19 protein-coding genes are annotated in these 23,362 nt (G+C 43.2%); 8 read left to right on the top strand and 11 right to left on the bottom strand.

The features are described from left to right. Window positions 1-9: 9 nt before the first annotated feature. The 3 genes from QOL41_RS09600 to QOL41_RS09590 form a co-directional block, all read right to left on the bottom strand. A complete protein-coding gene (locus QOL41_RS09600) occupies window positions 10-429 on the bottom strand; it encodes a metal-dependent transcriptional regulator (protein ID WP_283429584.1) in 420 nt (139 codons plus the stop codon). 257 nt (window positions 430-686) lie between these two features. After that, entirely contained in the window at window positions 687-6,275 is a 5,589-nt protein-coding gene (locus tag QOL41_RS09595) for a M26 family metallopeptidase (protein ID WP_073053848.1), read from the bottom strand. Between the two features lie 28 nt (window positions 6,276-6,303). Further along, window positions 6,304-7,020, bottom strand: a complete 717-nt coding sequence (locus tag QOL41_RS09590) for a RipA family octameric membrane protein (RefSeq protein ID WP_073053846.1) — start codon at window positions 7,018-7,020, stop codon at window positions 6,304-6,306. Between the two features lie 538 nt (window positions 7,021-7,558). Between QOL41_RS09590 and QOL41_RS09585 the strand changes: the two genes are divergently transcribed. Continuing rightward, entirely contained in the window at window positions 7,559-8,548 is a 990-nt protein-coding gene (locus QOL41_RS09585; RefSeq protein WP_283429583.1) for a virulence RhuM family protein, read from the top strand. A gap of 78 nt (window positions 8,549-8,626) precedes the next feature. Here QOL41_RS09585 and QOL41_RS09580 read toward each other — a convergent pair whose 3' ends face one another. The 4 genes from QOL41_RS09580 to QOL41_RS09565 all read right to left on the bottom strand — a co-directional run bounded on the left by QOL41_RS09580 (window position 8,627) and on the right by QOL41_RS09565 (window position 13,778). Continuing rightward, window positions 8,627-10,027 (bottom strand): hypothetical protein, encoded by a 1,401-nt coding sequence (locus tag QOL41_RS09580; protein ID WP_199220933.1) that lies wholly within the window; start codon window positions 10,025-10,027, stop codon window positions 8,627-8,629. A 233-nt stretch (window positions 10,028-10,260) separates the two neighbouring features. Next, window positions 10,261-13,008, bottom strand: a complete 2,748-nt coding sequence (feoB, locus tag QOL41_RS09575; protein ID WP_283429582.1) for a ferrous iron transport protein B — start codon at window positions 13,006-13,008, stop codon at window positions 10,261-10,263. Beyond that, entirely contained in the window at window positions 13,008-13,292 is a 285-nt protein-coding gene (locus tag QOL41_RS09570) for a FeoA family protein (RefSeq protein ID WP_072799378.1), read from the bottom strand. The genes feoB and QOL41_RS09570 overlap by 1 nt, the downstream gene beginning before the upstream one ends. Before the next feature lie 48 nt (window positions 13,293-13,340). Continuing rightward, a complete protein-coding gene (locus QOL41_RS09565; protein ID WP_088628100.1) occupies window positions 13,341-13,778 on the bottom strand; it encodes a metal-dependent transcriptional regulator in 438 nt (145 codons plus the stop codon). Window positions 13,779-14,202: 424 nt separating this feature from the next. Here QOL41_RS09565 and QOL41_RS09560 point away from each other — a divergent pair, with 424 nt between their 5' ends. The 6 genes from QOL41_RS09560 to QOL41_RS09535 all read left to right on the top strand — a co-directional run bounded on the left by QOL41_RS09560 (window position 14,203) and on the right by QOL41_RS09535 (window position 19,022). Next, window positions 14,203-15,231 carry a helix-turn-helix transcriptional regulator gene (locus QOL41_RS09560; RefSeq protein ID WP_283429581.1) on the top strand — a complete coding sequence of 343 codons (1,029 nt, stop codon included), beginning with the start codon at window positions 14,203-14,205 and terminating at the stop codon, window positions 15,229-15,231. A 148-nt stretch (window positions 15,232-15,379) separates the two neighbouring features. Continuing rightward, window positions 15,380-16,495 (top strand): hypothetical protein, encoded by a 1,116-nt coding sequence (locus QOL41_RS09555; protein ID WP_283429580.1) that lies wholly within the window; start codon window positions 15,380-15,382, stop codon window positions 16,493-16,495. A gap of 49 nt (window positions 16,496-16,544) precedes the next feature. Then, entirely contained in the window at window positions 16,545-17,627 is a 1,083-nt protein-coding gene (locus QOL41_RS09550) for a hypothetical protein (protein WP_283429579.1), read from the top strand. Then, complete coding sequence (locus QOL41_RS09545) at window positions 17,612-18,223, top strand: hypothetical protein (protein ID WP_283429578.1); 612 nt, start codon at window positions 17,612-17,614, stop codon at window positions 18,221-18,223. Before QOL41_RS09550 ends, QOL41_RS09545 begins: the two co-directional genes overlap by 16 nt. A gap of 11 nt (window positions 18,224-18,234) precedes the next feature. After that, window positions 18,235-18,612: a hypothetical protein gene (locus QOL41_RS09540; protein WP_283429577.1), complete on the top strand. Its 378-nt coding sequence runs from the start codon at window positions 18,235-18,237 to the stop codon at window positions 18,610-18,612. Beyond that, window positions 18,612-19,022 carry a hypothetical protein gene (locus QOL41_RS09535; RefSeq protein WP_283429576.1) on the top strand — a complete coding sequence of 137 codons (411 nt, stop codon included), beginning with the start codon at window positions 18,612-18,614 and terminating at the stop codon, window positions 19,020-19,022. Before QOL41_RS09540 ends, QOL41_RS09535 begins: the two co-directional genes overlap by 1 nt. Here the strand turns inward: QOL41_RS09535 and QOL41_RS09530 are convergent. Next, entirely contained in the window at window positions 19,006-19,983 is a 978-nt protein-coding gene (locus QOL41_RS09530) for an ORF6N domain-containing protein (RefSeq protein WP_283429575.1), read from the bottom strand. The genes QOL41_RS09535 and QOL41_RS09530 overlap by 17 nt on opposite strands. A 121-nt stretch (window positions 19,984-20,104) precedes the next feature. Next, complete coding sequence (locus tag QOL41_RS09525; protein ID WP_283429574.1) at window positions 20,105-20,839, bottom strand: hypothetical protein; 735 nt, start codon at window positions 20,837-20,839, stop codon at window positions 20,105-20,107. Window positions 20,840-21,110: 271 nt separating this feature from the next. Here QOL41_RS09525 and QOL41_RS09520 point away from each other — a divergent pair, with 271 nt between their 5' ends. Further along, entirely contained in the window at window positions 21,111-21,431 is a 321-nt protein-coding gene (locus QOL41_RS09520) for a hypothetical protein (RefSeq protein ID WP_283429573.1), read from the top strand. A 79-nt stretch (window positions 21,432-21,510) separates the two neighbouring features. Here QOL41_RS09520 and QOL41_RS09515 read toward each other — a convergent pair whose 3' ends face one another. Then, on the bottom strand, window positions 21,511-22,926 hold the full coding sequence (locus QOL41_RS09515; RefSeq protein ID WP_283429572.1) for a phospholipase D-like domain-containing protein: 1,416 nt from the start codon (window positions 22,924-22,926) through the stop codon (window positions 21,511-21,513). A 92-nt stretch (window positions 22,927-23,018) separates the two neighbouring features. Further along, a complete protein-coding gene (locus QOL41_RS09510) occupies window positions 23,019-23,360 on the bottom strand; it encodes a hypothetical protein (protein ID WP_283429571.1) in 342 nt (113 codons plus the stop codon). Between the last annotated feature and the right edge of the window lie 2 nt (window positions 23,361-23,362).

Genomic DNA, 23,362 nt, shown 5'->3' with positions numbered 1-23,362 from the left:
ACCAACGATTTACTTTTTCTTAGATTTAGCGGCGTTCGGCTTTTTCGCCGATTCATTGGGCGTGTTCACAAATTCCTCGATTTTCTCGAGAGTCTCCGCCGAAAGAATGTGTTCCATGCAGCAGGCATCCTTGTCGGCAATCGCCTCGGACACACCGAGCTTAATCAGGAAACCCTTCAGCAGGATGTGACGGTTCAGAATCTGGGACGCCACAAGCGCACCTTCCGACGTGAGTTCGATGCCGCTGTACGGTTCCTGCGTCACAAGGCCCAGCTTCTTGAGTTCGATTACCGCCTTGGCAACCGACGGCATCTTGACCTTGAGCGCCGCCGCAATGTCGCGGACACGGGCAATCCCGTTCGCAAGGCGCAGCATGTGCACCATTTCCAAGTAGTCTTCAAGGCTCTGGCTTAACTTTACTTGTTCCATAGGACGGCTCCGATTAGACGAAAAACACACCTTATATATTAGTCAACGCTAAATTTAGAAAGCCACGGCTAATTAGTAAAGGCTAAGCTATGGAAATTGGGGGTAAAAAGGGGTGTTACCCGGCTCGTCCCTCGCCGGGTCGGGCTATACTCGCTTCGCTCACCGAGCCTTGCAAGCAAGTCTCCGCCCTTCGGGCGACTATCCCTAACGCAAAAGGGCGGACATGACGTCCGCCCAAACTTCGCTTTTGTTGGGAATTATTTTACGCTAATTCTCTGAACATGATTTCCGATTCGTATCATATAATTACCTGCTTGCGGTACGGCAATATTGAAATTGGCAGATTCAACATAGCCGTTCTTCAACACACTCCCCTGCACATCAAAGATTGCATAAACAGAGCCTACCGGAGCAGTTGAAATCTGAATATTGCGAGAAATTACGCTTACAGACATTTCCAAATTAGCAAATTGATTATCCATTATTCCGGCCAACTTCGTACTATCGAATACCGCATGATAGGCAGCCTCGCCAACAACTTTCTCTATCTTAGGGGACCAACCTGTAAATTCATAGCTGTAATTCTTTGTCGAAGCCTTTGTTGGTGTTTTGCCAGTGTATTTTGGCGAATCTCCATAAGCAATAGAATCTTTTTGCAGGGTATCTCTGCCATTCACAAAAGAAATCTGATACATTCTAATTGTACTGTCGAATACAGCCTTGTATTCAGCATCTCCTGCAACGGAAACAAGCGTTGGGAACCATCCCTTGAATTGGTATGTATAAGCCGTACTCATAGCTTTTTTAGGATTAGATGTCTTCAAAACCGGCATTTTTCCATATTCAATTTCAGAAGACTGCAAAAGACTATCTTCGCTATAAAAACTAATGGTGTATTTGCGAATTGTGCTATCATAGACTGCTTTATAAGAAGCGCTACCAGCAACCTTTACAATTTCGGGAGACCACCCTTTGAAGGTATATACATATTGAGCGGATTCTTTCTTTGGCAAATCTCCATCAAATTGAGGTAGATCCCCATATAGCAATGTATCTACCTGTAAAGTATCTTTGCCATATGTAAATACAATCACATTTCTCTTAACTGTTAAAGGAATTATTGCAGTTGCAGTAAGGTGATTTTGTGCATCCGCAGGAACGAATGTAATTTCATAGCCTTTATTTACTACATCCGGAATCACATTGGATTCAGACCAGATAAAAGAGCCATCCACATTGGCATCGCCGCCGTCAATTATCGCATCTGCCAATGTTTGACCGAAATAGACATCCTTTGCAGTCGGTAACTCTAAAATTGTCGAAGGGGCCTTTTCAATAATAAAATCAGCCTTTGCGGAACCAGAGTAATTACCCGTAAGAACGGCCTGAACAGAGCCCTTCCCCGCGTTAATGTTATTAGTGTAAAATAATCGATAATCTATCGGGTTTATCACGGTATCGGCAACTAGCACTGAAATATTTGGCGTTATAGAATCTCCATTATAAACCTGATTATCTATTGCAGCGATAGAAACAGCTACGTTTACTGGAGAAATCTCAAAAGAAACAGGTTTACACCCTGAATACGTCCCAATTCCACAAATATTTATTATAGCAGTTCCAGCATTTACATTATTTTGGTATGAAACCGTATAATCGGTTCCTTCATATAATGCTGTTCCGTACAATGTTATAGACTTCACAGCAGGCTTTTTTTCTTTGCCGTCATAAACAAAATCTTTAAGCGAAGCTGTTTCCACAATCGCCTCGGCAAGAGTTCCTACGAACCATGATAATCTTGGGTAAGACTCTCCGATAATTCTCCATGTATCTATAAAGTCCCAATTTCCATAAGTAGACGATGATTGCATTGCAGCAGTCGTTTGTGCTGGAGAATTAGAAATTGTGGCGATTCCCGTCTTGCCTTCAAACGTAAGATTACATTTTTCGCTATCAAAATAGGAATCCGCTATTTCCATAGAGCCATTTACATAGCCTACAATACAACCTGTATAAACGGGACCATCTTCAATGCCTTTTACCGAGCCACTTACATATGTTTCGGAAACAGACCCCTTTCCATAGCCAATCAAGCCACCGATATAGAAGTTTCCCACTTCATCGGCTGGATTTCCATAATATGAACCAGTTACATTTCCCTGAGCATAACTCTGCGAAATACTTGTTCCATCAAATCGACCGACAAGTCCCCCTAATTTTGTCGTTCCGCTAACATCACCTATAGCCAATGATTTTGAGATAGAGCCTTTATAAGCATACCCGACAAGACCACCCAAGTTATCGTTACCGGCACTAGAATTGTCAACATCGCCAATCACATTACCCGTTGCATACGAACAAGAGATATTTCCATAGGAACTTCCAATCAAACCGCCAACGTTATCGTCACCTTTGACATTTGCAGTCGAATAGGAAGAATCTACTCGACCATTCACGACTCCGACAAGACCTCCCACTTGGTAAATGCCTATTACAGAATCGCCAATAAAGTAGGATTTAAAAATATCACTTTCCGCAGATCCAGCAACGCCACCGACAGAATCTTTTCCAAAAGCATTTCCAATAAAAAAGGAATTTTCAATACTACCACCTTTTCCAACAATCCCTCCCACATTATTTACACCAACAACATTTCCCTGTTTGTGACAAACATTATTTATAATTCGAGAATTTCCTGCTATGCCACCAACAACATCTCCTGAAGCGAAGACATTTCCTTCTGACGACGAATTCGTCACCTCCCGAGCATATCCAGCTAAGCCTCCTACAAGTTTTTCGCCTGTAATATCCCCACCTATATGAGAAGACGAATCAATTTTTGTAACCGCATAGCCAGCAACACCCCCAACATATTCGCCAGATCCTTTAACATCGCCAATAGAATTGGACATTCTTATCGTTCCCGTATATCCCGCGATTCCTCCGACATAATTTCCGCGTCCATACACATTCCCTTTTGAATATGAATTTTTTAAATACGAAGCATGACCGACCAGGCCACCCACATACGAGGCTCCCTTTACATCGCCATTGATATGATAGATTGAATCAATTGGGCTAATGCTGCCAATCAGAGCTTTACCCGCAACTCCACCTACATAATCACCGGAACCAACTACTAGCCCTGAAGAATGAGTATTTCGCAAATACCCTGCCCCATTTTTTGTTTTAGATGAAATAAATCCTACGGCGCCTCCAACATAGTTTCCACCCATCACATCACTCTCTGAAAAACAATCAACTACATATGAAGCATATCCTACGACGCCGCCTACATAATCGGTTACGCCCGAGACATTTCCTTTAGAATAAGAATTCTCAATTTCTCCAAACAATAATCCTGCAACACCACCGACAAATCCCATTCCTTCTATATGTCCTTCTATATGAAACGAAGAATCTATATGCATACTATAATGTTCTTCATCTGGATAATCGGTCCTTCCCAACAATCCTCCGACATAATCATGTTTACCAACAACTCTACCTTTAAAATGTGATTTATAAATTATTCGAATTGGGGTATTTGAAATTTGTTTATAAAGAATAGTATCTGCATAAAAATAATCGGTTCCAACTAATCCACCGACAAAATTTTTACCATATACATCCCCCGTAGCATACGAATTCTGTAAAACTTTGATTTTTCGAGATTCATGAGTTGAGACCGCATTGCCATCTGATTGAAAAGCATAAAAATTCAATCCAACCAAGCCGCCAACATAATCGCATTCGCCAATCACAGATCCTTCCGAAAAGCTATTCGTTATAGATCCGGTCAATTGTCCAGCCAATCCTCCAACGTAGGAGATCCCATTTATACTACCATCCATATGATGTACTGACTCCATCAGCAAGAAGGAGTTTTTGACGCCATAATTATAATTTGATTTTCCAAGAACTCCTCCAACATAATTCCCCTCAGCCGTTACCGTCCCTTTAGAATAAGAATTATACATCACTTTGGTTATTAACGATAATGTTGTTATAGTATCTACGGTCGTCGAATCGCCATTGTAAATAGAGTCTAAACCCACGAGACCTCCCACATAATTTTGTCCTCGAATATCACCTATTGCATATGAGTTTCGCACAACATGAACAATTGTATCTCTGTCTGTTTTGCTATAGAAATAAGAATGTCCAACCAACCCTCCTATATAATTCTCACCCTCGACATTCCCCAATGAATGCGAGTTGAAGATTGTTCCCGACGATTGACCAACTAAACCACCTATGAAATTGTTTAATCCCGAGACATTCCCCTTTGAATAAGATTCTGTTATGGATGCTAAAGCAAAACCAACTAGACCACCAACATAGTCAATACCACCTACATTTCCTTCTGAATATGACGAATCAATCGTTCCACTAGCATAGCCGGCGAGACCACCAACAAAGTTATCTTCGCCCACAACATTTCCTTCTGAATATGACGAACGTATTCGGTTTGCATTTCCTACTAAGCCTCCTACATAGGCATGACCAGTTATGTCACCACCAATATGATAAACTCCATTCAACAAACCTTTTGAAAAACCAACAGAGCCGCCAACATATTCAGTTCCATTTACATTTCCCTTTGAATGCGACGAATCAATCGTCCCTCTAGCATAGCCGGCGAGACCACCAACAAAGTTATCTTCGCCCACAACATTTCCTTCTGAATATGACAAATGTATTCGATTTGTATTTCCAGCTAATCCACCTATATAGGCGCGACCGGTTATGTTACCACCCGTATGATAAACCGTACTTAACAATCCCTTTGCAGATCCAACTACACCACCAACATAACTTGAATCTCCTATAACATCTCCTTCTGCATAGCTAGTATATATTGAATTACTAAAGCCGGCTATTCCGCCAACATAATGACCACTTCCAATTACATTTCCCACGCAATGATGAACATTTTTTATCTCTTCTGAAATTCCCGCAATTCCTCCTACATAAGAAACACCCCTCACAGAACTTTCTGCGAAGCTGTTATTTACAGAAGAACATTGTCCAACCACGCCTCCAATGTAGGAACCTAAGCCAACAACATCACCACCTTCGTGATGGGAACCAGATATCACTGCAGACGCGCCAGCGATTCCACCAACATAATTACGACCTTGAACATATCCTTTGTCGTGAACGCTAGATTCAATTTCATCAACATAACCAGCAACGCCACCAACAGAATCTATTCCCAAAACACGACTTTCCACAGAACTTGCATTTAATTTTCCCGTTGAGAAACCTACTAAGCCTCCAACACAATTGGCTCCTGACACATTCACCTTACTATGTACATTCGTAATGATTGCGTTTATCGCATATCCCGCAACAGCTCCAACATAATTTTGGGCAGTAATACTTCCTGCAACTAAATCAAGGTTACTCACCTTTAAATGTTCTGTGTATCCAAAAAAGCCCGCATAATCATTTCCATTCTTAATGTACAACCCGAATATTTTGCGATTATTTTTCCCTGCTAGCGCATCAAATTCTCCCCTAAAAGGATTTTTTTTAGTTCCAATAGGAGTCCATTCAGTGTGAGAAATATTATACCATGAAGTATCTCCGATTCCTGCAGTATCATTCAAGAAAATATCAAATCCTAAAGTAATTGTTTTACCATCAAAATCAGATGTTCCCTCATTCACAAGCTTTGCAAGACCTGCGAGCTGTTCCGCAGTGGTCAGGTTATAAGCTTGCGCCCCGGGTTCATACCAAGAAATATCGGCTGAACCATCCCAAATTGCGGGTGCAGCATTCAGCACGCCAATCCATGTGGCACAAACCAAGGCAATCTTTTTGATTTTTTGCATCATCATAGAAACCTCTTGTATAAAGGTTAAGCGTTTAGGCTTTGTTGCGACAATTTGGGGGAAGTGGAGACTCCACAGAAAAATGCTCTCTAGTTGTACGCTTCAATTTATAATGATCTTCTACATTGTCTTTTATTTTTTCCCGAATACGCCCACAAACGATTATTGAAGCAAAAACAACGCAGAAAATTATCAGATACACTACAACTGGATAAAAAACGAACAAAAATTGGAAAATTTCTGTAATCTGTTTGGACGCAAACAATAGAATTATCGAAAAGAACCAGCCAATAATCATTAATTCGACAAAAAGCATAGTCAATTTCTGCGTCGAAAAACTTGATGGTTTTGTTAAAATACAGGAATCTTTATTGCAATCATAATACAGCCCATACACAAAACATGCTTCGTGAACAGAGAGACCACTGTTTAAACGTTCTTCATAATATTTAACCACATTAATCCAACTTATAATCCAGGAATAGTACCCTTTTACACTGCACAACCATAAAATGGATGTAATCATTCCCAAACAAGCAACTAACACAGCATATAGTTTGCAATCACCCTTTCCTAACAAGGTATAGAAAGCTACAAACAATGCACCAGTAAATATTGCGTATAAATTCACATATTTAACATAATGGTTATAAAAAGCATTCCTTCCTTCTATAGCCTTTTCGTAAAATTTCCACAATTCTTCACGATTTTTTTCGTTCTCAGATTTCACCATTTCTACTTTGAACGGCATACGGCATTCCCCTTCATTAACGCATAGAGATTAACTCTGGCGCAAAGAACCCAGTCAATTTTAGGAACACAAAAAGGCGTGAGTCGTTGCATTTACCACATTGAGGCTCGGGAAAGGGCCCTTACACGATAAACGCAAACGACCCACGCCCCGAAAGGGCTGTTGCCCATTGGTCATGCAACCAAAGGCCGACTAAAAGTCGGCACAGCAAACTGAAACACACCGCAAAAACGGCGTGCCTGCGTGAGCGTTCGCCTTGTCCTCGTGTAAGTTGAAATTTTCCCGATTTCAATGTGAGAACAAGAGCTAAAACTCTATTTACTTTCAAAAATACATAAATATTTACAAAGTGAGCGATAATTACAGAAGAAAATACCATCTAAGCACAAGAATAGGCAAATTTCGGTAAAATCATCGATTTTGGCATAGTCCAACTTGGAATAGTATTGTATATTTCATTCTGCGTCGGAAGTACTGACGCTTTTTTATATCCCCCGACAGGGGCCCGTTACGGGGCATGCGTTCCATAGGTAAGGCTATGGGAAAAACCAAGGAAAATGGAGATTCGTTGAATCCGATTGCGAAATCGGATTCTGGTGAAATCGTCCTTTACCAGCCGGAAGGTGAAGTCCGCTTGGAGGTGCGCGTTGAAAACGAGACGGTCTGTCTCACGCAGGCACAGATGGCACGATTATTCGAGAGAGATCGTTCCGTTATTGCAAAGCAAATCAAAAACGCGTTCAATGAAGGCGAATTAGATTCCAAAGTGGTATGTGCAAATTTTGCACATACCACTCCGCATGGCGCAATCAAAGGGAAAACACAATCTTCGGAAGTCGTCCTATATAATTTAGATGTCATCATTTCCGTCGGCTATCGAGTCAAGTCCATTGCAGGAACACGTTTTCGCCAGTGGGCAAATAAAATCCTGAAAGACTACATGCTCAAAGGTTATGCCGTAAATCAACGAATGGTTGCGACTGGAATGCAGATCGCCAATCAGTTTCAGGAACAACGGCAATTAATTGAAAACCAGGGAACGAAACTCGAAAATGTGGACAATCGTCTTTCGACCGTTGAAAAACATATTGATTTCTTTGTCAAAGCCGTCCAAACACCCACAGGAGGCATCCTTGCGACAGGAACTCGGTTTGACGGACTTGTTCTGATTGCTGATTTGGTGAAATCCGCGAAGCGGTCCGTGGTGTTTATCGATCCATATGCAAATCTCGAGGTTTTAAAATTTGCCGCAATGCGTGCGAAAGATGTTAAGGCTGTCATTTATTCCGCACGTATCACTCCCGAATTTAAGGCAGCCAAGGACATGCACAATAAGCAATATCCCGACTTAGAACTGAAGACCATGCGCACTATTCACGATCGATTTTTGCTTGTGGATGATACGGTTTATCACTTTGGAGCCTCGTTCAAGGACATGGGTAATGAAATGACGGCTTTCAGCGTTTTGAATTTCGTGACGCCAGAAGAAGTCATCGCCAAAATCCAGGCAAGTATGAAGGGGAAATAAGCCCGCCATTCCCCTTCACATAAAAAAAGGACCGCGGCAAAACGCCACAGTCCCCTTTTTGCGCATTATGCGAGGTAATTAGAAGCTGTACACCGTTTCAAGACCGAAACGCAGAGCGTCATCGTCTTCGTTATCCTGCACGGCAACATCCACCATGCCGAAAGCGGTGATTTCCAGGTTTTCGACCGGAGTGATGTAGACGCGGGCACCGACATCGAACGTAGCAGCGGTATCGTCATCATCATCCAAAGTGTGCGTGTGGTATTCTACAGGAATGCCAACCTTGATGAATTCAGCAAACTTGAAAGCCGGTTCGGCGTACAGGAAGAAGTATTCCGGGATTTCGCCGTTATCAAGGTCGCTAGCATCCTCGGCTGCATCACCTCTGTCGATGAGGGCGTAGAAGGCAGTCGTCTTGATATCAAACATACCCACTTCGAAAGTCGGCTCAACCAAGAAGGCGTGGGCAGTAGAAGTCCAGTCCTGACCTTCCACGACATCACCGTCGTCCATCAGGTAATCAGCATGGAAACCATACACAGCCCTGAAGCCAAAGCCACCGAGAGAGAGGCCCGCTTCTACACCGGCATGGAGTTCGTTATGCTGAGTGGTCTGGAAGCTCTTGTAGTCCACATACGGACGCAAGTGCTGACCGGCATAGTCGAATTCGTAAGCGGCGTGGACATCGTAAACCTTGGCACCATCTTCGTCGGCCCAGTCGTTACCGCCACGACCAAAGCCAAAGCCAAGAATAAAGCCAGCCAAGTCAATTTCAAAACCACGGATATCATGTTCCTTCATGCCAGCAGCATTGTCAGCAGGATCATCGTAGTCATAGTAGGCAACAAATGCACCTTCCGAGAAGGTCAGGTCACCCAGCTTGACGGCGAAGAATTCAGCCGGCTGATACTGAATGTAGGCACCATTGTAAATGGCAAACGGATCCGTCGTTTCACCATCGGCTTCAAGACCCACGAAAGCAGACCACTTTTCATTGAACTTGACTTCAAAATTCAGGTCAAAGGTAGAAGCATAGGAATGGTTCAGGTCTTCATCTTCCAAGACATTGCCCGTGTAGATGTCAAATTCAACTTCGCCATTATACTTAACTTCCATCTTGGCTTCAGAAGTACCTTCGCTCATGCTGGCCTTGAGCATGTCGAAAGCGTTACCGGCAGCGTCGGCCACTTCGCCCGGGTTTGTATTTTCAGCAGGAGCAGATTCAGCGGATTTTTCTTCTTCAGCAGGAGCGGCAGCGACAGGCTGTTCAGCCGGTGTTTCCTGTGCCGGAGCGACGACAGGGGCTTCCTGAGCAGGAGCGGCCTGAGTTTCAGCAGGGGCTGCAGCAGGAGCTTCAGCAACAGGGGCTGCAGCGGGGGCTTCGGCGGCAGGGGCGGCTTCCTGAGCAAATGCAGACACTGCAAAGAAGGAAGCGGCGGCAAGGCCGAACAAAAGATTAGACGTCAAACGATTCTTCATTTTTCTCTCCCTTGACGGATTTATTTTCTGTTTTTGTAACACTCCGTCAGGTTTTTTACAAATAGTGCTACAAAAACGCTTGGCTATCGCCTTCTGTGTGCTATTATTGCAAAATGCGTGCCAAGATGTTTCAGTTTAGTTTCACAAATTAGACAAATCTAATTCAAGCTTTTTAATTAAGGGCTGGCAGGTTTTGGGCCTACCAGCCCTTAATGGTTCTTGATTCTAAAAGGTTAGTCTTCGAATCTCTTTTCCTTATTAGCCTTCATGCCGAAGAGTTTGAGGAAGATTCCCGTACCCACAAGAGCCACGATAGCGGCAACAATCCACTTGGTATCGCCTCCAACCGGCACCTGGTAAAGGAGAACAGCCACAGCCCAAGCAAGAATCGTCTGAACCGTTGCCATAAGGATAGCAAGGCCGAGGCCGATTTCACGGGCTACGACACCCATTGCAGCAAGGCAAGGTACATAGAGCAAGATAAAGATGAGGAATGCGAACACCTGCCAGTTAAAGCCATCCACCGGGTTACCGTTCTTATCCGGATTGTGGAAGTAAGAGCGGAGGTTAGCGTAGATGTCGGCGGTTTCGGAAAGGTCGCCTTCTTCGAGAGCACCCATTTCGTCTTCGTCGAGCGTGATGCCAGCAGCAGCGAGCTTTTCGAACACGGCTTCGCGGGTCTTTTCATCCTCTTCTTCTTCGCCGAAGGTAGCGATGGCAGCAAATTCTTCGCAGGTCAGCACCTTGGCATCAGTAATCTTGTCGAGAGTTTCTTTCTTGAGTTCGGCAGCTTCCTGGCCTTCCAATTCACCGGCGGTTCCGAGAATGTCGGTAAGCGAGCCGATGACTTCAGAGAGATTTGCCGGAATCGAGCCGAGAGCTTCAAGTACGGCACCCTTGATATCGGGAGCGCCACCTTCTTCCTCTTCTTCGGCGGGGCATTCGTCTACACCGGCGATAAGCACCTTTTCTTCTTCAGCCTTTTCTTCAGCAGGTGCTTCGGCAGCTTCTGCAGGAGCAGCGGCACTGTCAGCAACAGCGGCAACCTGTTCCGGAGCCGGGGCTTCAGCAGCCGGAGTTTCTGCAGCAGGTTCTTCTGCCTTCGGCTCTTCTGCAGGAGCTTCTGCATTTTCACCCGCCATAGAATACAGCGAATTCATGGTACCGATAACGGCTTCCTTGGCCAAAAGACCCGTGAACAAGGACACAGAGGCCGGCCAGTTTTCCTTTTCGACACCGAACGGTTCGAACACCGGCGTAATCGCCTTACCGATTACAGAGAGCAAGCTATTTTCGGAATCCCCGTTACCGGCTGTAAATTCAAAACCTGCCGGTTCATCGGCCGGAGCATTTTCGTCCACAGACTTCTCCACAATGCCGAAGCTGTTGAGGAAGCCAAGTATTGCAACGGCAAGCGTAATCACCTTACCAGCACGCCAGATGTAGTCGCGCAGGCGCTGCCAGCAGTGAATCATCAGGGACTTGAACTTGGGCAAGTGATACGGCGGAAGTTCCATCACAAAGTTGCTGGCCTGGCCCTGGAACAGGGACTTCTTCAAGAAGAGACCGTAAGCAACAGCGAACAATACACCAGCAAGGTAAAGCAGGAACACGACCGTGCCAGCCATCTTGCCAAAGAATGCAGCAGCGAACAGCGCATACACAGGAAGGCGAGCGCCGCAGCTCATGAACGGCACCAAGAAGATGGTGAGGAAACGTTCACGCTTGGATTCCAGCACGCGAGAGCCCATAATGCCAGGCACGCCGCAACCAAAGCCCACCATCATCGGCACGAAGGCGCGACCCGGAAGGCCAAGGAATCTCATGAAGCGGTCTGCAACGAAAGCGGCACGAGCCATGTAACCCGAGTCTTCCAAGAACGAAAGGCACAGGAACATGAAGAAGATGACCGGAATGAAGGTCGAAACCGTCTGGATACCGGCACCGATACCGTCGGCGAGAATAGCGGACACAAAGCCCGGCGCATGGAGAACATCCGTGAGCACGTAGCCGAGACCGTCCACAAAAATTGCACCAAACAGTACATCAAAGAAATCAATGAATGCAGAACCGATAGTGACTGCTACCCAGAACACCAAATACATGATGACAAGGAAGATCGGGAGCGCCGCCCAGCGGTTCAAAAGCACAGCATCAAGCTTATCCGAGAAGGTCTTCTTCTCGCGTGCAGCGACAATTGCCTTGCCAGCCACATTGTGCGAAATGGAATAGCGGTTTTCGGCCATTGCAAATTCCGGTTCTTCACCAAGAATCTTTGTAACGTCAGCCTTGTTAATCTTCACGCCAGCTTCGGCAAATTTGTCGGCATAGCTGTTTTGGTTGCCCAAATACATGAGCGAAACCCAACGAGCGTCCGCATCCAAGAGCTTTGCGACCGGAGCCACCTTCGGTTCCAAGACCTTAACGGTTTCTTCAATCTTGTCACCATAAACCATCTGTTTCGGGAGCGGCATCGGAGATGCCAGCACATGGCCCATCTGGCTAATGAAATTGGTGACGCTCTTTTCGCTCACAGCGGAAAGCGGAATGCACGGCACGCCGTAAACGTCAGAAAGCTCATCGAGATCCAGCTGGATTCCACGATTTTCGGCGATATCCATCATATTGACGGCAATCACCATCGGGATATGCATATCGGCAAGCTGACTCGTGAGGAACAGGTTACGTTCCAGGTTCGTGGCATCGACGATGTTGATGATCAAGCTTGCTTCGCGGCTAAGCAAGTAATCGACAGCAGCGCGTTCGTCTTCGGCATTTGCGAACAGAGCGTAAGTACCCGGAAGGTCCACCAGGCGAATCTGACGGTCACCCAGTTCAAAATAACCTTCTTTCTTTTCGACAGTCACGCCGGGCCAGTTACCCACATGCTGACGGGCACCCGTAAGGGCGTTAAAGAGAGCCGTCTTACCGCAGTTCGGGTTACCGGCAATAGCAATCGTCAAAAGTTTTCTAGCAGCCATTATACCCTCCTCAGCTTGAGCACGTTCGCTTCTTCTTTACGGAGCGAGAGTCTATAAGAAAGCACGGCCACTTCGATCGGATCGCCGAGCGGGGCAGCTTGCAAGACTTCGATCTGAACGCCACGCACAAGCCCCATCGAAAGAAGCTTGGACTTGTAGCGAGAATCGCCTTCGTTATAGCCGACGATTTCCACCTTGTCGCCCTTTTTGAGTTCCGAGAACTTGGGCTCGGTACTCCACTTTTTCGTTTGCGACTTTCCGCCGCAACCACAATTACAGCTCATATCATCCTCATATAAAAACGGGAAAACTCTTGAGCGGAGCCTTCCTGTTTACTTTGTGTTTTTGACAACCCTTAGTTTTTTCACCGAAGAAACTTTTGCCGAGGCAATCGCATTCGACGGTTTCACAAAATCTTCAATCTTACCGAGCGTTTCTGCCGAAAGAATATGTTCCATACTGCAGGCATCCTTATCGGCAATCGCCTCGGACACGCCCAGCTTAATCAGGAATCCCTTCAGAAGAATATGACGGTTCAAAATCATGGCGGCAACGCGTTCGCCCTCTTCGGTGAGTTCTACACCGCTGTAGGGTTCCTGCCTTACAAGGCCCATCTTCTTGAGTTCAACCATGGCCTTTGCGACCGACGGCATTTTCACGGCAAGAGCCGCCGCAATATCCTTGACGCGGGCAAGCCCGTTCGCCAAGCGCAACATGTGCACCATTTCCAAGTAGTCTTCTAAACTTTGAGTTAGTTTCGTATGGTCCATTTTAACCAGCCTTATTTAGACGCGGCTAATATAGTTTAATAAATCTAATTAGGCAAGGCTAAAATTATTATAGGAAGCGTATTTATTTAGATTAAACTAATATTATAAAAAAAATTTACATTATTTTCGCGATTTTGCCCTTGTTTTTGTAGTTAGTTTTATCTAACTTTTAGTTAGCCAAGTCTAACTCTGATTGTTGCCATAGCATTCAGATGCGGGCTTGCTAGGTTGAATCAAAAAATCCAATTCCCTCTTTTGTGTCTCTTTGGGAATAAAGGTGCCCCCGCTCAAGTAGCTCTGAGCAGGGGCATTTTTGTTTACTATTCAAGTTGTCCTACATTTTTCACCAAAAAAACGCAAAAGCAGAAGCATCGCGACATCTTTTGTCGCAGTAATAAGATATATTAAGTTTTAGAGGTTTATTATGGCAGAAATTACCCGCGGCGAACGCACCGTCCAGCTTTTTGCGCTCCTGATTTCGAATCCGAGCAGAGCCTACACCATCAACGATTTGATGGCCGCATTGGAGATTCCTGAAAACGAGCGTCGCAATGTGCAACGAGATATGAATTTCCTTGCCTCCATTAATGGAGGCGCCTATATCCGCGTGAGCGGCGACCGACGAGCCTACCTTTATCAATCTGCAATTAAATCGGCGGACAACCTGTTGTTCCCGAATTTTGAAAACACCATGCTGCATTTCGTGTTCCTGCAGCGCATCGCGAATATGTACCCCGCCGCAAGCGAGACTGTCACGGATCTGCTTGAAAAAATCCAGAAAAGTCTGCCTTCGAACGAAAAAAAGGCCGTGGAACAGCTCGCTCAAGACCTGAATTCGCGAATTCTTTTTGCGGGAACCCCTCCCATGTTCGAGGAAGATTCCAGCGAAAAACTCAAGGTGATTCTGCGGGCGATTCACGAACGCCGAAAAATCCTCGTCACCTATATCAGCGAAACTGGGAATATCCCTCATATGCGGATTCCGCTGATGGTCATCTTGTACCAGGGCGAAATCTACATCGGTTGCGAGTCGCAGTCGCATCCTGGCGAGACTTATACACTCAAATTCCGTCGAATTCAGAAGGTCGAACTCACCAAGGAAACCTTTCAGGACAACCCAAAGACTCTTGAAATGTTGCGCAAGCGTGTGCAGCTCGGTTCTGCCATTTTTGGGCCGCAAGACCCGAATGCCGAAGATGTCGAAATCATTTTCAAGGATGATGTGCAGGCCTACCTTGAAGAAAGACCTTTCCAAAGATCCATGAAAGTGGAAAAACTTCGCAATGGTCGCCTACTTGTCACGATGAAAGCTCTCAACGACGATCTTCTTTTCCGCTGGGTACTCTCATACGCCGATAGTGCCGAAGTCATCAAACCTATTTCGCTCCGCAAAAAGCTCCGCGACTTTTCGTTTTTCCTCGACAGCACCTACCGCCAAAACCCCTGGCGGTAAAGCAAAAAAACATTCTAGAGCCTCGCAAAAACAATGGCTTCTACTTATCATGCCCGCCTAATGCGTTTTTTTTCACGCCTTCAAACACGACATTATTTGTCGCAGTAAAAACCTATTTTGATGATATATCAAAATAAGGAGCGCAAACATGAAAAATGCAAAGAAAGTTGACGGCAAGGTTTACGAAGGCAACCCCCTGATGAACCTGATGCATGACTTTTGGGATGCCAACAACGGGGAACGCCTCGTGGCGCTTCCATCGCTGAATGATAATGTCCCAGGGCTTTTTGACGGTTACACATCATTCATTGAAGACGAAGATGACGAAGACCCTGATGATCCTGATTCGTTAGAGATGAGTCGAATTGAAGAAGGTTCTAAAATCCGGATTTTGACGGATGTCCTCAACAATCCAAATTGGAGCACACTTTGGGACTTTTTGCAATATTCTGATATCGAAATCAGACATATCCAAAATCTGAATATGCTTCTATTCGTTCATCTTGGAGAAAAGCAGGCCTTCAGCATCGTGAGCCCAACACCTTGCGACGGTTCTTATGATGATTTCGAAGACAATTCCATTGCCACGAAAACCACAGATTACAAACCATTCCAAAGATTATTCGATAGCTTTTGGGAAGATGCCGAACCGATTACGGGTGAAAAGATTGAGCATTTTAACAGGCTATGGGGCGACGATAGAGAAGATTCTGACAAAGAACTCCTGCAACACACCTATTTCCTTTTGCCTGAGGGGAAAAAGGATGATTCTGAATTATGGGAGGAACGGGATGAAAGCGCAATAAACCGTAGCATCTTCAGCGGCGAAATAGAACGTGGTGACTCCGACATCTATAGTTTCGCCTATTTCGTGGGCATCAAGATTCCCAAAGATGCGGAACAAATCGTCATTTGCCACATGGACACACAGACGAAACATATCAAACACGACCAAACCTTCCGAGTTTTCGGAAACAATCCCATCCGAGAAATAGACGAAACCCTTGAATCCTATTACCCGGAGCATGGCTTTTCCATTGTTCAAAAATGGGACAAAGATTCGTCCGTTGCGGATACTTACCCACGCCCCAAACGCTACTACAGCAAGAATATCTATATGGCAATGGATGTATTTGATTTTCATTTCGAAGAATACACCAAGAAAATCGAAAATGCGCTAACCAAGAAATTCCAAACGGACGCTGCATTTGCCGACTCGCTCAAGGAAACATGTTTCGTAAAATGGAGCGAGGTAATACCGTGATGTATTAAACATTTACGACAGCATTTATCGTAGCAAAAAAGGGGACATTATGAATATCTGTGTAGATGATGACGCCTGCAGTCGATTGGCAAAATTTTTCACGAAGGATGACGAAGAACGAAGGATTTGCATTCCTAGCCTAAATTTGGGAACCTTATCTACACCCGGCAAAGAAAATACTCCCGTTCATCCTGATTACTCTGCAGGAATGACACTTTCGGTTGGCGCTGGGAAATTGCGGATATTGACGGACATTTCAAACAATGTCGATTGGAAACTATTGAGACAATTGATTTCCACGAAAAACGTCGAAGTTCGTCACTGCAGATGCGTTGACATGAGCCTATTTCTTCTTCCGCAAAGAAGATATGGCATGACGCTCGTGAAAAAATATAACGACAGCTATTCGGTGGGTTACTTTGAAGATGAAATAGTCTTATTTGAAAGCGATGCATTTGATGGCGAGAAACACAATCGATTGTTTTCGATGTTCGTTGAATTATGGAATTGGGCAGAAACAATCACGGTACAGAAACTGGAGATGTTTTTGGCTCTTGCTCAGAAATCTCCGAATTTTTCGCTATCAGGAGATGAAGTTCCCGCAGGTACATATTTAATTCTATCTAGTAAAGCGGATGAGGCTTGTTATCATGGTGTATTTTGTTCTCGATTAAAATACGAGTTATCTTCATTAGAGGAAACAGTCTCGTTTCCGTATATGATGGGATTGGATATTCCAAAGAATGCCAAGTATATAATCCACTGCGATTGGATTGCTGAATCAAAGAGATTATCTATCAATTGGATATATGCTGTAAATACGACTAATTCGCTTGATTTTGATAATTTTCTATGGAAGCATGTTGACGGTAAAGAAGGAGAATTTGTTGTCATCAGACCAAATTATATTGATGACGATTCTTCAATATATCCTACTCGAACATACCATTTTGAATTGCCTTCCCCCAAAATGGTTACACAAAAAATTCTCATGCTGCACGAAGTCAATTGCCGAAAGCGGGACGAGAAACGCCTTGAGCTCCTGCTGAACAGAAAGTTTAAGATGGAAAACGGATTTAAGGATTGTCTTTTAAATAAACCATATAGGGGTACACAATGCAATTCGATTTAATTAAATCTTTGGGCGATGGAGAAAATCAAGTTGATTACGGATTCATCTTCGGCGGCAATCGACAGAAAATTCTGCTGATAAAAGCTGGACAAGATGGTTCCATTTACGGGTATCGCAACAAGTACTTGAAACTCGCTTGCGAAATGCGGGACCTGTACGGGTTTTCGGTAGTTTGCGCATCTACTCCATCATCGGACATAATCCAAATGATTCAATTTGCCGAAGTGGTAAAATCTGAATTTGAGATTAGCGGGCAGACACAAATCTATTTTATGGGAATGTCGATGGGCGCATCCATCGGGTGCATAGGCCGAGCGCTGTTCCCAGAAATCAGCCGTTTTCTATTGGTGAACCCTCCGCTCATGATAAACACAACTAGGATATGCCGTAGCGCCAAGGCGTTTGATGGCGACATGATGATATTCGTTTTCGGAAGTCTTGACCCTTCGACACATTTAGCAGGCCTTCTCAAGCTCCACGAACGTGAAAACATGCACGTTGTGGTTGTGCCAGGGCAAGACCATCATTTTTCAAGAAATGAATTTCGACTAATAGAGTTGATGAAGTTGCTAAATTCTGAAGATAAATTAAAATAAGGAGTTCAAATATGAACACTATTATGACATCGACACAAAAATACAACGACTTGAAATCGCTAGTAAAGCGTTCGTATGCAGACGAAAAAGAACGGAACGAGATGTGGGAATATATCGCAGGCTACATTCTTGCGAACAATGGGAACGAGATCCAGGAAAACAATTTAGAGGCGTTTTCGCGGCTTACCGAACATAAAGGGCTCCTTGCCCACATCGACATCGTTGTCGACGCCACGGATCTTGACAAAAGAGCCGTAGAAATGGAAAAAGCCTTCTTAGACGCCATTGACAAGGCGTGGCCAAACCCGTGGGTTCTTATCTGCTATGGTAAAACCATCGGAACCGACCACGAACTTAACCGATTCTTCTATATAAAAAAGGAGGGCTGATGAAAGTTTTCATCTCCGGTTCAAAGTCAATTTCGGCATTGTCCGAAGAAGTGAAATCTTTACTTGACGAACATATTGCCCTGGGTACAGAATTTCTTGTAGGAGATTGTTACGGCGTTGACGTTGCGGTACAAAAGTATTTGGAATCCAAAGGGTGCGGTAACGTGACCATTTATTGCAGCGGTGAAACGCCAAGGAACAACTATGTTACAGGTGCAAAAGTGCGTTCTTGCGCAGAAGCCGCCAAAGGCCTTACAGGAAACGCATTCCAGTATGTGAAAGACATCCAAATGGCGCAAGACTGCGATACGGCTCTCATGGTTTGGGACGGAAAAAGCAAAGGCACCGGCGAAAACATCCGCCGCATAAAGGAATTGAAGAAACCGTACAGAATCATAACTGAGGCTTGACGGATAATTTTTCCACCAAAACATGATAAATTTCCGTGTTTTCAATCTGCATGATGGTAGTGATTTTGTTGCCCGCATCTTTACTTGAAGCGCCGCAGTGGAAAAGTTTTTCTCCTCTTAATCCGTAGTCCAGAAAGATATAGCGGTCGTGGAATTTTTCTTTCGTTTCTTTCTTATTGAATTTAACATCAGGGCGCGCCTTCAAGAAATCCTTCTGAATCTGTTCAGTCAGTGATTCGTAACCATTTTCATCGCTATAGATCGTTACGGAAACGCCCTTGGCGATTCCGCGCAGCAGGTCAAGCGTCTTTACACCGACATAGTCATCGATAATCGTGATGGACTTCTTCGCCATACCGTAAATTTGCGTATAGGCGACATCAGCGTCCAGCCTCCGCCCATCCAAAATCAAGAAATGCTTGAAAGTCGAAGGATCGACAAAATTTTCCATAACCTTCTGAAGGTCGGACTGAATGTCCGCAATATCCTTGGTATTCCGTTCCGTTTGCACGGCAATTTGGGCAATGCCGTCATAACCCAATAAATTCCGATTTTCCGCAATGATGTAGTCCTTCATCTGCTTAAAAAGACGGATAAGAGCCTTGCTTTGCGCCGTCGCTCGCTCACCTTTAAGAACGGTCATAAGCATGTAAATGCCTTGCTCAGTAAAGGCGTAAGGGCTTGTTTTTGAATATTTTCCCTGTTCTAGGGTCAAAAATTTTGACCCTAGAATTTCACGGTATTCATTTCTACACAGCTGAAATCGAAAGTCTTCATCAAATTTTTCGATATTATTCTTAACCTGTTGGTTAAAAGCCTTCGTACTATATCCATAAATTTCCGCCAAGTCGGCATCAAGCATGACCTTGAGCCCGCGAATTGTATATATCCGCGACTTGAGCATATTTTCGTCTATCAGGGAAAATTCGGATTTGGCAATCGCCGTTACATCGTTCTTCATCTAAACTCCTTCTCGTCTACATGCAAAAAAGACGAGACTACACACTTGTTCACTACAAATATAAATTCATGGATGACGATTGTCAAGGGGAACAACAATTAAAGGAGGAAATTTTTGCACCTCAAGATTTTTCTTGTAACTGAATCGTTATCGGGAGCGGAATTTCTTTTAAGAAGTTTTCCGTTTGTTTCAAGATACCTTGCAAAGCCGGGATTCGTTCTAGATAATTTTGAGTGTTGAAATCCATTTCGACGGTGTATTCGTCATTAATTGAGACTTCTAGCGAAAAGGTATTTTCATTTTCGGTCAAATTCCAGGAGTACTTTGAAGATTCCATAATGTGCGAAACCGTCGCACGGATTGTATCCCGTGCGATTTCTTCCAGCTTCCGCTCTTTTTCGATCTCGGTTATGATTCTTGAAGACTGTTCGCAGTAACTTGGAAATTCCTCGATGAAATTTGCGAAATTATCGAGAGTGGCGCCGAGGTCACATTGACAGCGCCGAAAAGGGACGTTGAACGCTTCTATATCCGCATACTCAAAATGAATGCTTAAAAACTCGGCCTCGCAATTCACGATAAGGCCGATAGATCCCCGCCCCTCAAAAGATTTCGAAATGCAGATGGCCTGCGTCTTATCGCATTCGCGATAGCCCCTGGATTCTTGCTTATAAGAAATTTCGAAGCCTCCATTTGGCCGCGTCTTTTGCAAGCGAACAAAAGCCGCATAAACACCATCCTTATCCGGGAAGATTCCGTCGGTATTGCAGGCATAAATCTTCTTGACAAGCGGCTGCCAGAAATTATGACAAGCGTCGGATTTGGACTTGGCGGAATTTTCTGAATGATTATGCATAGAGTAGGTTGGAGAAGTGAATAGACATCTTCAAAATACATACTCTACGCGACAAATAGAGACGTTACGAAAAAAAATGATTATTACTGTTGTAGTTTTAATAAAAATTTTCTATTTTGTATATTAAGCAACAATTAGCTGCTTTAAACATATTAAAATACAAACATATTTAACGACAACTCGTTAAAATCAATATAGCGTTTCAATATAGGATAGCATTTATTTTATGAAATAGATGCTAGTTGTGTAACTTTATATAAAGGGGTCTTTTATGATTGAAACGAATCCGATGAAGTCGGCTATGCAAAGACAAAACGAATATATTCTTCATTTCCATTTTTTGGCTAATGGAAAATCGCAGAATATCAAGGACATGCTTTACAGAAACGAAAAAATTAGAGTAGCATCCATCAACCCAAAGAATCTCGTGTATGCCATCACGACATATCATAAAGAGATGTGGCTCATTTTTGAGAGCCTAAAGAGCCTTATGGAAACGGGCGAAGCGATGGCTTATGAGTGTAAAGATGACAATATGCTTTGTGATTGTTTCGTTAAGCCGAGAAAAGTGGTCACTATTTATATAAATTAGTTCCTTGAGTGCTCGCTATTTTCGAAACGGCAACCAAGATTACCTTGGTTGCCGCTTTAAAGTTAACAAAGACTAATGATTAATCCCAAACTTCATTCAGTTCATTAGACAAATCCATCATTTCATCGCCATCTCCCTTAAAAAGATTATATATATTTTTAGCAATATAGTTTGAATCTCTTCTAAATTGTACATTCTCCCAAAAAGAATCTAGGAACTCCAATTTAGTGGTAGGATCTTCAAAGAAATTCGGCATGGGCGTAATAAAATAACAGCCAGAAAGGTAGAGACTCTTATTTTTTTCATAGTAACGCAACTTTGTTTCTATATGATCAACAATTTTAGCTTCAAAATAATCTCTCCTTGATTCAGCCAATCCGACATCATCAAAAGCTTTCATCAACCTTTTATGCACGTCATCTGTTAGTTTTTTTTGATTGTTTTCAAGCGCTCCTTTAATCACCTCTTTAATTTTTTTGTAATCATCCTCTTTTTGTGGATTTTTTATTAAAGAATATATTTTAGCAATAGCTTCTTGAGGAACCCAATATCCAAAGCATGTTTCTATTGAATTTGCTCTTATTGAAATACGATGTTTCTTTTGTGATGTTGAGTCTGATTTTTTTTCTTCCTCTGAATCATCATTAAATTCATCTAACCCCTCGACACCCAAAACAGCGGCCATATCAAGAGTTTTTTGATTTTTTATATATTCAGTGTTCTCTGTAGTATTATTGATTTCCTTTCTCCAATCGTCATTCGAAAAACCTAAAGAAAAATTACGACTGCACTTAAAAGCCAAATAGCCAGACAACAAGCAATCTAACACACTTGTTGTTTGTTGTCCGTAATTTGTCAAATCAAGTTTAAAGTTTGCCCCTTCCTTTCGTTTTTGGTTTTGCAAAGCCCTAATATCAATAAGGTTGTCTTTATCACTTAAAATGAAATCTATATAGTTTTCAACAGCATTTTTTGTTTCATCATCATATATATCAGCTAAAATTTCCTCGTTGCATTCAAATGCATTTTGACTAAGATTGGCGCTTCCCAAAAGGCATGTAGCCCCATAAGCAGATGAATAGCGAATACTTTTAGAGAAATAGATTTTAGAATGCAATAAAGCAAATTTCGTATACAAGTAAACATTTTGCCGTTGTCCCAATCGAACGCCCATTTTATCATCTAATAACGCTTTCACTTGAACATCCCAATTTTCCTTAGAGACTCCAGTTGCACAAAGAATAACATCAGTAGACCGATTTCTCCCGGTTAAATTTTTTAAGAAATCATTTAATTGATTTATACCATAATAGCAGCTAACAACTTTGACAACTTCCTTTTCTTTCATTCGATTTGTTAATTGTTCAAAAGAAAGACTTTGTATAGTCTTCAATTTTTTGAGTTTCTCCGTTATTAATTCTTTTTTCTGTTCATCCTCATCGGAATTAACGAAGGAATTTATATTGTCTTTATTGAAATTGACACTATAAAGCATGGTAGCACCTCTTTTTCTTCTAAATCTATACTTATTTTCCTCCAAAAACTCAAGAAAATTACTCCAACATGGAATACATTTTGTTCACCATATTAAATCCGCGTATTCCCTGTTTTCCAATCGATGTTTCGGCCACAATTCCTAATGTTCACTGCAAAGGGGACTTTTTCAAACACCTGATAAATTTGAGCGATAATAGTCAACTGTTCGGGAATTATTGTCAGAAAATTATTTTCGTTAAGGTTAATCTCAATCATCTTTCGTCTTTTCAATTTCACCTGTAACACATAATGTTTTCTTGTAACGTCATAATATAGGTTCCATATATACCCAGCAGAAGCCATCATTTGCGGAATGACGGCATTGATATTCTGCTCCATTACATCCACAATTTTCTCTTCCTTTGCCTCTTCCAGTTTTATAGGATTTTGCACTT

Source organism: Fibrobacter sp. UWB10, assembly GCF_900182935.1.
GTDB classification, from domain to species: Bacteria; Fibrobacterota; Fibrobacteria; order Fibrobacterales; family Fibrobacteraceae; genus Fibrobacter; species Fibrobacter succinogenes_O.
The sequence above is the reverse complement of the archived record's forward strand: the minus strand, read 5'-3'. Positions and strand labels throughout refer to the sequence as shown.